We start from the raw sequence: 16,704 nt of genomic DNA, 5'->3' as shown, positions 1-16,704 counted from the left end.
CTACCGCTAGAATAAGTAATCAGATAACAAACGTCAACCGCATAATTCGACATTTACCTTGGCTTTTTCAGCCAAATTATTTTGTGAAACGATTTGCATAGCTGAAGGCAGTGTATGAATCCGGCTTTATTTTGGCCTCAATCCCCATGGAGGTAATACGTCCAGTCATTTCTTGGATCAGATCTTTTGTAAGCCCTTTTTTCCCAATATCCAAGTGAACTTCAAAGGTAAGATCCGCCCCCTCACCGGTAAAGGGCAGGAGCAGATCGGTAATATCCATTAAGTGTCCATCAAGAATATGAGCGGCCGTTTCTTGGCTGTACGCCGTTTCTAACGAAATCTTCTCCCGAAGGCTATGTATGGGTCTGTCGACTGTATGATTTTTCAAGCAGCCCCAAGCTCCCTTGCCTGTACGATGCAAATGCAATGCGGTAATAAACTTTGTGTAATCGCGGTAAACCTGTGAATCGGTTCCGATCGATAACACATAAGAAGAACGGGGGTCCTTTTGAACAAAGGCTTTAAGCCGTTCCATCACATCTTGAAAGGTCATCTGTGCTTCTGAAAGATTATAAAACAGAAAAGAATCAGCCATCACGACACTCCTTTTCAAGGATTTACAACCATGAAACAAGTATGTTCCTTACCGTTTATTTCGATTACTTTTGCAAAGGCGGAAGCTTGTTCCCCCTATTTCAGGAATCTTACTGAAGAAGTTCAAAGATTTCGATGGAAACCATGTCGATATTATCAAACGGATATGTGTTAGGTTTTTCACCTTTTTGGAAAACCGTCAGTTCAAACGTTTGATTTTTTTCGAAATATTTAACACTGCATATTTTCTCACCATTCACTTCGAAATAACGCTGCATTGGCTCGTTAGCCGCTTCCGCTGTTTCTTGCAGACTTTGCAGCCGTGTGATGATACCCATTAATTGTGACATTCTAAAAAAAGACTCCTTTCAAAAAGCAACTTCAAATCAACAAGTATTTATTATAATACAAGTTCTATTGAGCATCATACCATAAAGTCGGACAGGATGGCATTTTCACTGCTGAATTTAAGCAAAGAAAAAAAGTGAAAAAAACTATTTTTCTTTAGTTTGAGGCTTTTTTTGAATGTCATGCACACAATTATAATTTTTTTCGAATCTTTGGCAGCATTAAGAATGCCTTTTTGCAATTTTGTCAAAACCTTCTTTTGAATTTTATGGTGAAGTCCCGCGTGGCCATAATCAATGGGAGTCATGCTGGATAGAGGTAAACAACGGAACTGAAATAAATAATCATTTCAGAACGAATTTTCCTCCTTACCCGTGCAGCAGTGTCAGGGGTGTTCAGCACTGAATGTTTCTCCCCGTGTTAAACATTTACCACTAGTTAGGTTTATTGTTTCATTGGATTGTCCTATGCTTTGACAAATAAAAAACTTGGCGGGGGTAGCGCCAAGTTTTTTCGGATCTTGATCTGATAGAGGGGTTGGGGAACAGAGAGTAGCTTCTCTCTATAATTAAATGATAATGATTCTCAGTATCAATGTCAATCGTTTTTTGATATTTTTTTCATTTCATAAAAAAACGGCCTTTCAGCCGTTAAATCAGTCCGTCCTGCTCATATAAATAAGAATAAGGCAAGTCTATAAATAAATACATCTGATCATCCATCGGATATGAAAACGTTCTGATCATTTCACCTGTTTCCAAATCACTGTACAGATCACTGAAAAAACCTTTTCTGAGATTTCTCATTCTCATAATGTTCTCCAGAAAATAAGGGCGCCAGCTCCAGTTCTTTTCAGCATATTCCGGCTGATAAATCCATTCTCCGTCTTGCTTAAACACATTTCCCGTCAGCTGATCGCCTTCTTCATCACACATGTAAATCCTGAAGCTGCAATCTGTCAGCTCTTCCGCCAGCTTTTTAATAAAGTCATCATCAGAAGACAGATTGTTTTTTCTCAAAGAGGTCACAGCCTGATGCACTCGTTTGTAAAACTGTTCAGAGTGCTCATAGACGGTCTCCAGTTTCTTTTTCTCATGTGTGATAAATTGGTGAAATTCAGTTTTAAGTCTTTGTTTCAATACATCTCTCTCTAGAAACGTTTCAGATGGAGACACTAAGTAATAGCCCTGAAAATAGCGGCCTCCGTTTCTCCAGGCGTACTGAAGCTGGAAGTTCGCCTCAATGTCTTCATACAGCAGCGCCGCACCGATTTTTCTTGCTAATAAAGATATGCTGTACAGCACATGCTCATATGACGGTGACGGCTGTGACACTTTCAGCGCCTGCAAATCGATTTTTAACAGATCTGGTGAGAGCAGCGCGATTCGGTCCAAGTTGCTGCTTTCTTTTCCGATGTTGTCAACTGCGATTTTAATTCCGTATGTACGATAGTATGCAAGCATATGGTAGAGCTGCTCAATATCCCCTTCAAAATTGTGCTCTGTAATTTCAAGAACAAAACGGTGGAGTTCGATTCCCTTCGCTTCATATTCTTTCAGAAGCTCCAGAAAGCTTTCACCATGATCCAACATCAGCAGATTGGCATCCTGATTCATAAAAATCAGCAGATCAGAATCCGCCTCTAAAAAGCGGTCAAGAGCCTGGCGGATAATTCTGTTATCAACCTCTAATTTATATTCTTCGGGTATCCCTGCATCTAAAAAGAAGGGTCCGAGACTTTGGATTTCTGAATCTGCCAAAATTCGTCCAAGCACCTCATATCCGACAACCTTCTGTTCCTCGGCACTGAAAATCGCCTGGTAATATGGAAGGACATCATCAATGTTCGTTAAAATATCAAGTGGATCCAACATGTTATCACCTGCTTCTCTATCTTTGTCTGATTATACCACATTGAATCCAAAGATTAATATTCTTTAAAACGGATAAGGATTCAGCCATTGCCCTCCGTCCATTGTGATACAATCCCCGTTTATATAGGATGCTTCATCAGAAAGCAAAAACGCTGCCAAAGCGGCGATTTCCTCCGGTGTGCCCAATCGGCCGAGCGGCACACTGTTCATCGTGCGGGCCATCGCTTTTTCCGATTCAAATAGCTTCTCCGCACCACCTGTTCGTTCAATCGGTCCGGGGGCTATCGCGTTTGTGCGAATGCCGTATTTGCTCCCCCATTCAACGGCCAGCGTTCTTGTCAATGACAATACCCCCGCTTTGGCTGCAGCGGAATGAACGACCCCCGCTCCCGCTCCCCAAGCGTACGTGGCTGCCATATTTAAAATGACACCCTGCTGCTTCTGGTCAATCCAATGCCTTGCCGCTGCCTGGCTGCAAAAAAATGTGCCGTTTAAAACAATCTCAATAACGGCTTTCCATCCATTGGGCGTCAGCTTTTCTGCCGGACAAATAAAGTTTCCGGCTGCGTTGTTAATCAGCGCGTCAAGCCGGCCAAAGGCTTTTATCGCTTCTTTAATCATGTCTGAAGCGGCGGAATCGGAACGGACATCCATTTGAAAACAAGCGACCTGTCCCTCAAAGGTCTGAATTTCTTTTTTTGTTTCCTCAAGTGCCTCATGGTTCCTCCCTGTCACCATAACGTGCCACCCTAATTCAGCCTGTTTTTTTGCCATCGCTTTTCCCATGCCGCTTGACCCGCCGGTAATAATTACAGCCTTTTTTTCCATGTTTATCCCTCCAATTGTGAATGAGTATTCATTCAATAATATTCTATCATTATATCCCTGCCTCTGTCAGCACATGCTCATATGAGATTTTTATCAGATACAGATGATATAATAGAAAAACTCTATTAAAGGTTGGTTTGAAATGAAAAAGATGTCCAGAAGACAATTTCTAAAAGGAATGTTCGGCGCTCTTGCTGCCGGGGCTTTAACGGCCGGCGGGGGATATGGCTATGCCAGGTATCTCGAGCCGCATATGATCGAGACAACCGAACACACAATAAAAAGCTCTCTCATCCCGCACGGATTTGACGGTTTTAAAATCGTGCAGTTCAGCGATGCACACTTGAGTGATTACTTTACTCTCGAAGATTTAAAAACTGTCATTCTTACAATTAATGAATCTAAACCTGATCTCATTGTTTTTACAGGTGATATTATTGATAATCCTGATACGTACCAGCACCACCAGGCAGTCATTCCATTATTGAGAAAGCTTAATGCTCCATTCGGCAAGCTTTGTATTTACGGCAATCATGATCACGGAGGCTATGGAACTGCCGTTTACAAAAGCCTGATGACGGCCGGAGGTTTCACGGTATATCGCAATGGCTATCAAACATTGTCACTCGCAGATGGCAGCAAAATCGAGATTGCTTCGCTTGATGACTTAATGCTGGGAAACCCAGATTATGAAGGCACCCTTTCAAGGCTGAGCGACAGGCTTTTTTCCATTCTTCTCGTCCATGAACCTGATGCAGCCTTGAAAACAACAGATTATCCCGTGAACCTTCAGCTTTCCGGTCATACACACGGCGGCCAGATTCAGCTGCCTTTTTACGGACCGATTATTACGCCTCCATATGGAAAAGTCTACACAGAGGGAATGTATCAAATGGGCAGCACTCATATTTACGTAAACCGAGGCCTCGGGATGACCAGGCTGCCTTTGCGGTTTCTGGCCAAGCCTGAAATCACTGTCTTCACCTTAAAAAGCACAAATTAATGTAGCAGGATGGGCTCCTCATCAATACTTATAAGTAAAAAAGGAGGATGAGGAAACTGCTTACGTACCAGGTGAAGCAAGGTGATACACTGAACAGCATCGCGGCTGATTTCAGAATCAGCACGGCTGCATTACTCCAGGCTAATCCGTCACTGCAGGCAGGGCTCACTGCGGGACAGTCCATAGTCATCCCCGGACTGCCGGACCCTTATACAATTCCGTATCATATCGCAGTCTCAATCGGAGCGAAGACCCTTACGCTGTTCCTAAATAATCGGGTAATGAAAACCTATCCCATCGCCGTTGGTAAAATACTAACGCAAACGCCTACTGGCGAGTTTTACATTATTAACCGCCAGCGCAATCCCGGCGGCCCATTTGGCGCTTATTGGCTGAGCCTTTCAAAGCAGCACTACGGAATACATGGGACGAATAATCCCGCTTCGATTGGTAAGGCTGTTTCTAAAGGCTGCATTCGCATGCATAACAAAGACGTGATCGAACTTGCTTCAATTGTGCCAAACGGAACAAGAGTCACGATTAACCGGTAATGTTTTCTTATTTGTTTCAAAAACAGGCGGTTTATAATATGATAAAGTGGGACCTTTAGGGTAAGGAGCGTTTTTATGGATATATTTAAAAATCGTAATTTTGTTCGTCTATTTTTCGCAGCACTCGCTTCTCAAATGGGCACGACAGTAGGCAACATGGCCTTTGCTTTTTTTTTGCTGGACCGATTCAGCAGCCAGCCTTCATATACGACCTTGGCGGAGCTGATGTATTCTCTTCCGACCATATTTGTATTTCTGATCGTGGGAGTCGTCGCGGACCGGTTTGACAGAAAAAAGGTGGCAGAAAATTGTGATTGGATCAGAGCAGGCCTGACTGTCGTGCTTTTTTTCACTTTATTTACCGGCAATATTCCTCTTGTTTTTTGTATCTTATTTATCAGAAGCGCTGTAACAAAGTTTTTCTTTCCGGCAGAAAACAGTTTGGTACAAGCCATTCTGCCGAAGGAGCATTATGCGAAAGCGGCAGGGCTTAATCAGATGCTTTTTAGCATTTTTATGGTGTTTGGAGTCGGTATAGGCGCGTTTATGTACAACACCATCGGTATTGAAGGCGCCATTATTCTTGATTTTGTCAGCTTTATCATTTCCGGGCTGCTGATCCGCAGCTGCAGGATTCCAAAAGAAGCCCGACAGCCAAACGGTGCATTCAGCTGGAGAAAGACTTCTGTTAAGGATTCAATAAATGACTTTAGAGAAGGCATCCTCTATATTTTAAAAAACAAATTGCTGGCATCTCTTATTTTTGGCTTCTTCATTTTTGGATTTGTCAATGGAGGATTCGCCGTATTGCCGATGTTTACAATGAAATATGGATTGGCGCCTGACCGTTATGAGTGGCATACGTCTGTATTTACGATCGCACTCGGGTTTGGGCTGCTGGCGGGCAGCGTAATCGGCACGATCATCTCTAAAAAAGTGAAGCCGCACTTTTTAATGTCGATACCGATTTTCATTGCAGGTTTGCTGATCTTCGTCCTCGGCTACACCAATATTTTATGGGTGTATTACGCGGCAGCTTTTGCACTGGGAATGTGCATCGGACCGATCAACATTGCAATCGGAGGGTGGATGCCCAAAATTGTTCATCCAAAACTGATGGGACGTGTAAGCGGCATGCAGGACCCTTTTATGATGTTTGCACAGTCTTTGACACTTGGCTTAGTCGCACTGTTATTCCCTAAGTTTGTTTCAAACATTGATTATCTTTATTACGGCATGGGTGTTATTATCCTGCTCGTTTTTATTTTTTATTTTATTGCACTGCCAAAATACAGTGCTCAGGCTGTGGAAGTAAATGTTCAGGAAGCATTTCAAGAACAGCCGAAAAAGAAGGCAAGATCTGTATAATGCAGGTTAAAAATGCGCTTTTTTTCTTAGAAAAAAGCGCATTTTTACATTCAATATTTGCATTTCAACTTTAAAAAAGTATAATCTAAACATATAGAAATTGATAAGAGCAAAGGAGAGAAATAATGGACGACCATGCATATGCGAAAGATCTGCAGCCAACCGTAGAAAATCTTTCAAAAGCAGTTTACACTGTGAACCGCCATGCAAAAACCGCCCCCAACCCTAAATACCTATATCTGCTGAAAAAACGGGCTTTGCAAAAGCTTGTCAAAGAAGGTAAAGGAAAGAAAATAGGGCTTCATTTTTCAAAAAATCCAAGGTTCAGCCAACAGCAATCGGACGTGCTTATCTCAATCGGAGACTACTATTTTCACATGCCTCCAACTAAAGAAGACTTCGAACATCTTCCGCATTTAGGTACACTTAATCAATCGTACCGAAATCCTAAAGCTCAAATGTCTTTAACAAAAGCGAAACACCTATTGCAAGAATATGTCGGCATGAAAGAAAAGCCGCTAGTGCCAAATCGCCAGCAGCCAGCTTACCATAAACCGGTCTTTAAAAAACTTGGCGAGAGTTACTTTTAAAATAAAAACAGCCGTGCCTCTTTCTGGCAACGGCTGTTTTTATTTATTCAATAACATACGTATCCACTTTTTTAATCAAATCACTGATCTCAGGCTTGCTGATTTGCTCATCTGCGCCTACAACTTCGCCGCGGTGACGCAGATCATCCGTAATTAACGATGAGAAAATCATAACCGGCACATCTGAGCTTTTCGGATTTTCCTTCAGCAGCTTTGTGAGCCTGTGTCCGTCCATTTTTGGCATTTCAATATCAGTGATGATCATATCAATCTGTTCTGATAAATCAGTTTCGTTTTCAGCAAGGTTCATAATGTATTCATATGCCTCTTTTCCATTTTCAAACGAAGCGATATTGTTGTACCCTGCTTCTTTTAATTCATCCTGCAAGAGGCGCATCAAAAGCGGTGAGTCCTCTACAATGATTAGCTTTTTATCAGTTCTTCTTTCATCGAAGCCCTCGGTGTGCATATTATACGTGTCAACACCTGAATCTGATTCAATGTCATAAATAATTTTTTCATAGTCAGGCAAAAAGATCATCAGGTCTTCGAGCTTAATAATCCCGGTAAGGTGCCGCTCCATTCCTTGATTTAACGATGTCGGCTTTTCAATCGCTTCCCAGGATACTCTGTGAATTTGAGAAACAGAGCCGACATGAAAAACAATTTTCCGTTTATTAAATTCAGTCACGATATATTTCTCATCTTTTGATCCTTCAGGCTCTACTCCAAAAAATGAGAAGAGACTGATCACAGGGAGGATTTCTCCTCTGAGTTTAATCATTCCTTCTACATGCTGATGGGAGTGAGGCACTGATGTCACCTCGACAGGCTGAATAATTTCTCTTACCTTCATGACGTTAATTCCGAAAGCATTTTCACCCACGCCAAACTTCACAATTTCTAATTCATTTGTACCAGAATCCAATAAAATTTCGTATTGTTGTAACGACAATTCAATCCCTCGCTATTCGCATTCAGTATTGTACTGTATATATCGGCGTAATTTGTAAAAAGTGAATGGCAGCTCTTCAAAATCGAATTCCGAAGGCAACAAGCCGCGTTCCTCAAAAAAGAAACTTTTTTCCTAATAACCATTGACTTTCCAACTAACAGTGATAAAATAGTCAAGGATTTTTCCAAAGAAGGGTGTAAATAATGGGTACCTTAGTAATATTTAAAGAAAACGAAATGACTGTTTTAGAGGATATCAGTGAAGAAACTTACCTGAATATGAAGAAAGAATCAGCTGACCTTCAAGAAGAGCATCCTCCGTATCTGATTTGGCACGAAGACCTTCATTTTGATTATGGCTATTAATGAAATTGGCACATATAAACAATAATAGAACATGATACAATAAAGACAATCAAATCGCTGGTTGTCTTCTTTTTTTCTGAAAAGAAAGGTATGTTTAGAAAAAAGGCGCATACAATCGAAATATATCAGTTAAAAAGGTGACAAATGATCAGCTAGTGGTAAAATAGGATAAACTCATTATATTTGTTAAGGTGATGAATTATGGAACATTTGCTGAATCCGAAAGCAAGAGAGATCGAAATTTCAGGAATACGCAAATTCTCGAATCTTGTAGCCCAACACGAAGACGTCATTTCACTTACAATCGGCCAGCCTGATTTTTTCACACCGCATCATGTGAAAGCTGCCGCAAAAAAAGCCATTGATGAAAACGTGACGTCATATACTCCGAATGCCGGCTACCTGGAGCTGAGACAAGCTGTGCAGCTTTATATGAAGAAAAAAGCGGATTTCAACTATGATGCTGAATCTGAAATTATCATCACAACAGGCGCAAGCCAAGCCATTGATGCTGCATTCCGGACGATTTTATCTCCCGGTGATGAAGTCATTATGCCAGGGCCTATTTATCCGGGCTATGAACCTATTATCAATTTGTGCGGGGCCAAGCCTGTCATTGTTGATACTACGTCACACGGCTTTAAGCTTACCGCCCGGCTGATTGAAGATGCTCTGACACCCAACACCAAGTGTGTCGTGCTTCCTTATCCGTCAAATCCTACCGGCGTGACTTTATCTGAAGAAGAACTGAAAAGCATCGCAGCCCTTTTAAAAGGCAGAAATGTCTTCGTATTGTCTGATGAAATATACAGTGAATTAACATATGACAGACCGCATTACTCCATCGCAAACCATTTGCGGGATCAAACAATTGTCATTAACGGCTTGTCAAAATCACACAGCATGACCGGTTGGAGAATTGGATTTTTATTCGCACCGAAAGACATTGCAAAGCACATTTTAAAGGTTCATCAATACAATGTGTCGTGCGCCTCATCCATTTCTCAAAAAGCCGCGCTTGAAGCTGTCACAAACGGCTTTGACGACGCATTGATTATGAGAGAACAATACAAAAAACGTCTGGACTATGTTTATGACCGTCTTGTTTCCATGGGACTTGACGTAGTTAAACCGTCCGGTGCGTTTTATATCTTCCCTTCTATTAAATCATTTGGAATGACTTCATTTGATTTTAGTATGGCTCTTTTGGAAGACGCTGGTGTGGCACTCGTGCCGGGCAGCTCGTTCTCAACATATGGTGAAGGATATGTAAGATTGTCTTTTGCGTACTCGCTGGACACGCTGAGAGAAGGCCTGGACCGTTTAGAATTATTTGTATTAAAAAAACGTGAAGCCATGCAGACGATAAACAACGGCGTTTAAGCCGTTGTTTTATTTTTTTGGAAATGAAATTTTAAACGCTGTGCCTTTTTCAGGATGGCTGTCCACATGTATAACTCCCTGATGGTTTTCAATGATATTAAATGTCACCATTAATCCAAGCCCCGTACCTTTTTCTTTTGTTGTTAAAAATGGCTCTCCAATCCGGTTTAGTACCTTTTCAGGTATACCTTCCCCTTCGTCTTTGACAGTAACATGAACAGAATGCTCATCTTCGGTTATGATTATGTCTACTGTTCCCCCATCAGGCATTGATTCAACTGCATTTTTGATTAAATTAATGAATACCTGCTTTAATTGGTTTTGATCCCCGTTTATATAAATGCTGTCTTTTTCATAACTTGTTCTGATAAAAATGCCATTTAAATTCGCCTGCGTTTCTAACAGGGCTGAAACCTCACCAATTAATTTTTTCAAGTTCAAATATTCTTTGACAGCATTTTGCTGAGGTTTCGCCAGCATGAGCAGTTCACTGAGTATTAATTCGATACGGCTGAGTTCAGAAAACACAATATCAAAGTAATGTTCGTTGCCTTCCATTGTCGGTTTCATCAGCTGTAAAAATCCTTTGATCGCTGTAAGAGGGTTGCGGATCTCATGGGCGATTCCCGCCGCGAGCTGCCCTGCGATTGATAATTTTTCCGATTTCAGCATCAATTCTTCTGTTTGTTTTCTCTCTGAAATGTCCCGAAGAATGACCTGGACGGCCGCTTCACCAAAAAAGGTCGTCGGAATGCAGACCATCTCCGTATAGATGACCCTGTTCTGAAAGGTGAACCAGGATTGCTTGACAATTTCAGATTCTGTTTTTTGCTCGGCGATATTTTGGATTCTCTCTTTTACATCCTCGTGATCGCAAGGATGCAGCTGATCGTATATGTTTTTGCCAATTAAGTCCTCATAGGTAGCCGCTTCAAACAGGGAAATTCCCGATTCATTCATAAACACCCATTTTCCATTGTGAATCACCGCAATGGTATCAATGGAATTTTGAATCAGCAGCTGATATCGTTCACGGCTTTTTTGCAGGATGGTTTGGAATTTTTTCCTTGAAGAGATATCGATCAGCAGCAGCAGCTCAGCCTGCTGGTTTTTGTAGACGGTCGGGGATGCTTTCACTTCTAAATGAACAGGTGTGCCATCAAGCCTTTTCCACGTCTGTTCAATCATTCCGACTTCCATTCCTTTTTGCATTCGTATAATCCTGTTTTTCACGATATCATGATATTCTTCTTCAATAAATTCATAGGACCATTTTCCAATAATAGCATCCTTGCTTTTTGCTCCCAGCATTGAAAGCATCGCGCTGTTTACATAGACGATCTTGCCTTTGACACTGATGCATAGCGGACTCGGGAGATTTTCAACCAACCGTTCATAATCATCCGTTATATATGTAGTCGATTCCGGGCTTGCAGGTTCGATTTCATGTTTTTCGCAGTTTAGGGATTGATGGCCTGTTTCTTCTTCAAGAACCTTCATTTTCAAAATGATTTCCCGTTCTGTCCGCTCAGCTCTTGTCGTAACAATTTCTACCGCAGCCTCCACCCACACAATCGTATGATCTTTTTTAATAAAACGAAAGGTGCACGGCATCAGATGATGTTCATTATAAAAATAGCTTTCAACCAAAAATTGGTCTTCCTCATGCAGAAACGTTTTGAGGAATGATCCGATCATCTCTCCTTGGAGATAGCCCAAATGCAGTTTGGAGTTGGCAGATATATAAATGATGCGTCCATTAGAGGCCAAGACTGCATGAATATCGGTTTTTGTTTGAAGTGGTTTAACATGCTGCGTATCCTGTTCCACAGAATCCCTCCTTTGCATGATCATCGTGTTTCGACATATACAGATTGACTTTTACCTAGTATGATTCGCTAGAAAATGAGTATTCTCCTTCTATTCTTATGGTGAACGTCAATTTTTGAATAAAAGAAAGGGCACACAATCTTTTCGTTGTGCACCCTGTTTTTTATTTTTTACTGTGTTTTTTTTCGAGCTCTGCGTAGGCGTGTATAGCTCTTTTGGCAATAATTTTATTGATCTTATCATCATCATTTACTGATGGAACAACAACACTAAAAGCCACTTTTGGATTTTTCGATGGGTAATAGCCGACAAAAGTCAGATTGTATGTTTTTTCCCCCCACCAGTTGCGATTCGTGCCGTAGTAAAATGTTTCCGCTGTTCCCGTTTTCCCTGATACATCTTCTGTAAACGTATTTTTTGCTGTCCCTGAAGTGGTAACTAGCTTCATTCCGGTCTTCACCTGCTGAATGTCACTTTCTGAGTTGTTAATTTTGTTGAGAATGTTTGGCTTTCTTTGTTCAATGGTCTTCCCAAGGCCTTCTTTTTTGCTGGGCTCATGGATACTTGTAACAATTCTTGGCTGAACACGGTAGCCCCCATTGGCAATTGATGAGATGTACTGTGCCATTTGAAGCGGTGTATATGTATCGTATTGTCCAATGGCCAAGTCTAAAATTAACCCCCCTACCGCATCAGGTGTAGTTTGCATTCCGGCTGATTCCTGCGGAAGATCAATACCTGTCTTTACTCCCAGGCCAAATTGGCTGTAGTAATTTCTCATTTTGTTTAAATCCTTCTGGTCAGCAGGAAGAGGTCCATACGGCTTGTATGTGACACCGGCAATGTGCATGGCAACATTAAACATATATACGTTTGAACTTTTTTGCAGAGCGGTTAATTCATTGATGGTTCCCATGTTCATGTAGGATTTCTTCGGTTTGTTACCGTATCCTGCTAAATAAAGAGGTGTATCAACAAAATATTTATAATGCGGGATCCCGTCCTGATAGCCGGCTAGCACGGTGGCCCCCTTTACTGCTGATCCCATTTCATATTGGGTGGTAAATGCCCCTATCGCATAATCTTCAATTTTGTTGGTTTTTAAATCTATCTTTTTCCCTGCCATCGATAAAATATCGCCGTTATTCGGGTCCATCATCACGGCAAAGGCTCTGTCAAGCATGTAATTTCCGCGTGCACGGCTGTTTCTTACTTCTTCTTCAATGATCTTTTCTACCTTTGCCTGAAGCTCCATGTCAAAAGCAAGCTGAAGATCGTATCCCCTGCTGCCTTTATCAATGGTTTTTTGGCTGACGACATTTCCTTTATTATCTTCTACGTATTCCACTTTTTCTTTATGCGAATTTAAATATTCTTCATATTGATACTCTAAATAACTTTTTCCCACCCTGTCATTATTCGCATAGCCTCTTGTTAAGTAGAAATCTTTCCGGTCGCTCAGCAGGCCCTGATCAGGTGTCGTGACGCCCCCGAAAACAGAATAAAGGGTTTTGTCATAAGGATATTTTCGTGTCCAATCGTTTACGATATCGATTCCCGGAAGTTCTTCTAAATGCTCAGAAACAATGGAAATTTCATCATATGTTAAGTCATTTTTTGGTCTTTGCGAGGAGTTTTTCTTCTCATCAAGCAGCGCTCCGTTTTTTCCATTGCTATTGCTCTTATTTGGATTCATTGCCTTTACGATTTGAGGTTCGTAAGCATTTCCGCTTGAAAACCTTGTATATATCGCAGCAGTTTCCATTTCTTCGTCATCTTGCTGAATAGCCTTTAATTCTTGATCCGGAACACGCTCTATTTGAAGCTTGTAAGCCTGGTCTCCTTTCAGATTGCTTTCTGATTCCTTAAGCAGAGCGGCGGCTTTTTTCGGATGAGCTGCGATCCAGTAATCACGAAGATCCCTTTCCTTCAAAAATTCAGTATCAATATGAATGAAAGAAGCAAGCCGCTTCGCTGTTTTGATTTTATCTTCTGTTTTTGTGCTAGATGTTGATACATACACAATTTCTGGAACGCTCTGGTTGTCGACAGCAACTTTCTGGTTTCTGTCGTACATCTTCCCGCGAGGCGCAGGATAGTAAGCTGTTTTTGCATTTGATTTCTCAGCGTCTTCTTCATGCTGTTCGCCTTCAACAATTTGAACAACCCCGAGCTTAAAAATTAATGCAGTGAATAGAACAAAGACAGCTAGGAAAAAAAGGTTCATTCTGATTGCTCTGTTTCCTTTGCTCTTTTTCTTTGGTTCACGTCCTATTTCAGTCACTTCTGGTTACCCCTCTCAAATCATTCAATATATTTACATATACTGAGATTAATTGTAACACCTTTGTAATAGTTGTTACAGCGAAAAGGAGTAAAAAAAGCTGTCAATATAAAAACACATTAAAATATAACTAACGGTTCAAAAAAAAGGAAGATATGTAACGGTACGATAAAATCATATATACCGCTGATTCCCTTATTCTTAGTGATTCAACGGATTTACTTTACGAAAATGACAATCTCTATTTGTCAAAGGAAAGTGCTGGAACCTTTATGACAAAAAAGCTATGTTATGATTTTTCTGTAGAAACAAACAACTCTAGGAGGTTACGAACTAATGAAGAAAGCATTTATTTTATCTGCTGCCGCTGCGGTTGGCTTATTCACATTCGGGGGCGTACAGCAAGCATCAGCGAAAGAACTCTCCTGCCAGCCTGTGGTTACAGTAAAAACGGGGAACACAGTACAAAACATGTCACTTAACGATGCAGTGAAAAAACTGCATATTAACACAAATATCAAAACGTTAAACGCTGCAAACGAAAAAGAGATTAAGCAGCTTCTTCAAAAACATGCGAAGCAATCTAACGTGAAAGTTCAGGATGTTCAAAAGACAGAAACGGCAAAACCTGCACAAAAGACTACTGAAAAAGCAGCTGCTGATCAAAACACTGCTTCTAAAGCACCTGCAACTGCTGAAAAAACAAACACAACAACATCTGCACCTTCATCTGTAAGTGCATATGAGAAAAAAGTTGTTGAACTTACAAATGCAGAAAGACAAAAACAAGGATTAAAGCCGCTTCAAATTGATGAAACGTTAAGCAAATCTGCACGCGCAAAATCTCAGGATATGAAGGACAAAAACTACTTTGATCACCAAAGCCCAACATACGGCTCACCGTTTGATATGATGAAATCTTTCGGAATCAGCTACAAAACAGCAGGTGAAAACATTGCGAAGGGCCAAAAGACACCAGAAGAAGTAGTAAAAGCTTGGATGAACAGTGAAGGACACAGAAAAAACATTCTAAACCCTAACTTTACTCACATCGGTGTTGGCTACGTTGAGTCTGGAAGCATCTGGACACAACAATTCATCGGAAAATAACAAAAAAAATTCCCTGTACGATACAGGTAATCTTCAGCTTGTAGAGAAAACCATGTTTTTTCTACAAGCTTTTTTGTTGTATTCATCTAAATGTATGGAGAAACAGAAAAAAGCTGCCAGACCCCCAGCCAAGCAAGGTTAAGTTAAGGCAGTCTTCTTCACCCGGCTGTGAGGGGAACTTGTTCACTAAATCCGTTTTTCTTTCACCTTCAATAGCAAAGCTGCTGCAATAGATTTATGCCATTGATAGATTTGACTTTTTATAATAAAGGAGAAATTTTTGAGTCAGGTTGAGCAACTTAGGGTTTCGCATGAGGTGCAAAGGAGCTCATTTCCCATTATTTAGTTAATTTTAATTTCCCTATTTTGTTACATTCTAATGCAAACCAAACTGTGCCATCATTATCGCATCCTATTCCATGAGGCTCAGCATGAGGTGTGTTGATTGTATATTCCTCAATTGTTTGATCACTTGTCAGCCTTCCGATTTTATTTCCCCCCCATTCGGTAAACCATAAATCAGATTTTACACCTGCAGCGATAGCGTGAGGTCGTGCATTTGGTGTAGGGATATCATATTCAGTTATTTCACCGGAAACCGTAATCTTACCTATCTTATTACCCATTATCTCTACAAACCAAAGTGCATCATCATGCCCTTTTGTAATGCCTACTGGTCCTGCTGCTGGTGTAGGAATTGGAAACTCCGTTAACTCACCTGATTCAGTTATTTTGCCGATAGCATTATTCTGGTTTTCAGTGAACCAAAGTGAGTGATCTGAACCCAACGTAATAAAAGAAGGGTACGATCCTTCATTAGGCAGTTCGTATTCATGAATTTTGCCCTCTGATGTCAATTTACCTATACGATTTCCATTCATCTCAGTAAACCAGGTATCTCCGCCTGGACCTTCCGTAATCCCATATGGGGCTGAATGTTGATGCGGCAATGGATATTCTATAAATTGCCGTTTTGCTGTCAGTTTCCCTATCTTATTAGCCCTATTTTCTGTAAACCAAATATCACCTTCTGAAGACACCGTTAAACACATGACTCCAGCATCAGGTGTCGGAACAATATACTCTTGAATTTGGCCCGTCTTATCAAGACAGCTGATCTTGTTAGCTTTATGTTGAGTAAACCATACCTTTCCTTCGGGTGAAATGGCTATCCCATATGGACCAGAATCAGAATGTAAAATATTTATTTCTTGCTGTTCAAGCTTCATATCAATACTCCCATCAATAATAATCTACAAAAAAAGCCTCCTATACTCACTTTTCTGAGATAGGAGGCAATGCTAAATCGACTTCACTCCAAAGCCGCTTTAGTAATAAGAACATTACCCCATAATCCTATCTCAGAGAATAAATCAATAAACAAAACAAATAAGCCATTCAGATCATCAGAAAAATAGTCACTGATGTTGAATGTATAGGTTAAGCTATTGATTCTTTCTTAAAGCTAGAATTATAGAATCATGTTCTTATTTTCACCCTTTCGTTTTTCGTTAAGGCAACAGTAAAATACTGTCTCCTTTTTGTCAATTATTTAAAACAAGTGGTATTTTTCTCTTTTACGCACTTATAGTCCAAAAAAAGGCTGTCGAGATTTTCACGA

15 protein-coding genes are annotated in these 16,704 nt (G+C 40.7%); 7 read left to right on the top strand and 8 right to left on the bottom strand.

Going from position 1 to position 16,704, the window contains the following annotated elements:
- Positions 1–76: 76 nt before the first annotated feature.
- The 4 genes from NX903_RS07040 to fadH form a co-directional block, all read right to left on the bottom strand.
- On the bottom strand, positions 77–595 hold the full coding sequence (locus NX903_RS07040; RefSeq protein ID WP_003232389.1) for a ribonuclease H-like YkuK family protein: 519 nt from the start codon (positions 593–595) through the stop codon (positions 77–79).
- A 109-nt stretch (positions 596–704) separates the two neighbouring features.
- Positions 705–944 carry a YkuJ family protein gene (locus NX903_RS07035; RefSeq protein WP_003218671.1) on the bottom strand — a complete coding sequence of 80 codons (240 nt, stop codon included), beginning with the start codon at positions 942–944 and terminating at the stop codon, positions 705–707.
- A gap of 648 nt (positions 945–1,592) precedes the next feature.
- Positions 1,593–2,816: an EAL domain-containing protein gene (locus NX903_RS07030; protein WP_003232391.1), complete on the bottom strand. Its 1,224-nt coding sequence runs from the start codon at positions 2,814–2,816 to the stop codon at positions 1,593–1,595.
- A gap of 63 nt (positions 2,817–2,879) precedes the next feature.
- The gene (fadH, locus tag NX903_RS07025) at positions 2,880–3,644 is read right to left on the bottom strand and encodes a 2,4-dienoyl-CoA reductase (RefSeq protein ID WP_015383534.1); all 765 of its coding nucleotides are present in this window, start codon (positions 3,642–3,644) and stop codon (positions 2,880–2,882) included.
- Positions 3,645–3,786: 142 nt separating this feature from the next.
- Here fadH and NX903_RS07020 point away from each other — a divergent pair, with 142 nt between their 5' ends.
- The 4 genes from NX903_RS07020 (at position 3,787) to NX903_RS07005 (ending at position 7,156) form a co-directional block, all read left to right on the top strand.
- Complete coding sequence (locus NX903_RS07020) at positions 3,787–4,647, top strand: metallophosphoesterase (protein WP_024573035.1); 861 nt, start codon at positions 3,787–3,789, stop codon at positions 4,645–4,647.
- A 56-nt stretch (positions 4,648–4,703) separates the two neighbouring features.
- Positions 4,704–5,198, top strand: coding sequence for a L,D-transpeptidase family protein (locus NX903_RS07015; RefSeq protein ID WP_072174092.1), 495 nt, complete (start codon positions 4,704–4,706; stop codon positions 5,196–5,198).
- Between the two features lie 75 nt (positions 5,199–5,273).
- Positions 5,274–6,566, top strand: coding sequence for an MFS transporter (locus NX903_RS07010; RefSeq protein WP_014479656.1), 1,293 nt, complete (start codon positions 5,274–5,276; stop codon positions 6,564–6,566).
- Positions 6,567–6,691: 125 nt separating this feature from the next.
- Entirely contained in the window at positions 6,692–7,156 is a 465-nt protein-coding gene (locus NX903_RS07005; protein ID WP_086343783.1) for a YkyB family protein, read from the top strand.
- Between the two features lie 43 nt (positions 7,157–7,199).
- Here the strand turns inward: NX903_RS07005 and cheV are convergent, their stop codons facing one another.
- A complete protein-coding gene (cheV, locus tag NX903_RS07000; protein WP_014476655.1) occupies positions 7,200–8,111 on the bottom strand; it encodes a chemotaxis protein CheV in 912 nt (303 codons plus the stop codon).
- A gap of 203 nt (positions 8,112–8,314) precedes the next feature.
- Here cheV and NX903_RS06995 point away from each other — a divergent pair, with 203 nt between their 5' ends.
- Positions 8,315–8,476 (top strand): hypothetical protein, encoded by a 162-nt coding sequence (locus NX903_RS06995; RefSeq protein ID WP_003245246.1) that lies wholly within the window; start codon positions 8,315–8,317, stop codon positions 8,474–8,476.
- 201 nt (positions 8,477–8,677) lie between these two features.
- Positions 8,678–9,859 carry an aminotransferase A gene (locus tag NX903_RS06990; protein WP_014476653.1) on the top strand — a complete coding sequence of 394 codons (1,182 nt, stop codon included), beginning with the start codon at positions 8,678–8,680 and terminating at the stop codon, positions 9,857–9,859.
- A gap of 9 nt (positions 9,860–9,868) precedes the next feature.
- On the opposite strand, the gene kinA is transcribed toward NX903_RS06990, so the two are convergent.
- Complete coding sequence (gene kinA / locus NX903_RS06985) at positions 9,869–11,689, bottom strand: sporulation histidine kinase KinA (RefSeq protein ID WP_015252197.1); 1,821 nt, start codon at positions 11,687–11,689, stop codon at positions 9,869–9,871.
- Between the two features lie 163 nt (positions 11,690–11,852).
- Entirely contained in the window at positions 11,853–13,973 is a 2,121-nt protein-coding gene (locus NX903_RS06980; RefSeq protein WP_124059807.1) for a peptidoglycan D,D-transpeptidase FtsI family protein, read from the bottom strand.
- A gap of 336 nt (positions 13,974–14,309) precedes the next feature.
- On the opposite strand from NX903_RS06980, the gene NX903_RS06975 reads away from it, so the two are divergent.
- Entirely contained in the window at positions 14,310–15,083 is a 774-nt protein-coding gene (locus NX903_RS06975) for a CAP domain-containing protein (RefSeq protein WP_024573418.1), read from the top strand.
- 338 nt (positions 15,084–15,421) lie between these two features.
- Here NX903_RS06975 and NX903_RS06970 read toward each other — a convergent pair whose 3' ends face one another.
- A complete protein-coding gene (locus tag NX903_RS06970; RefSeq protein ID WP_124059806.1) occupies positions 15,422–16,312 on the bottom strand; it encodes a Vgb family protein in 891 nt (296 codons plus the stop codon).
- Between the last annotated feature and the right edge of the window lie 392 nt (positions 16,313–16,704).

Source organism: Bacillus sp. FSL R5-0576 (assembly GCF_038004765.1).
Taxonomy (GTDB): domain Bacteria; phylum Bacillota; class Bacilli; order Bacillales; family Bacillaceae; genus Bacillus; species Bacillus subtilis.
This window is presented reverse-complemented; position numbering and strand designations above follow the sequence as displayed.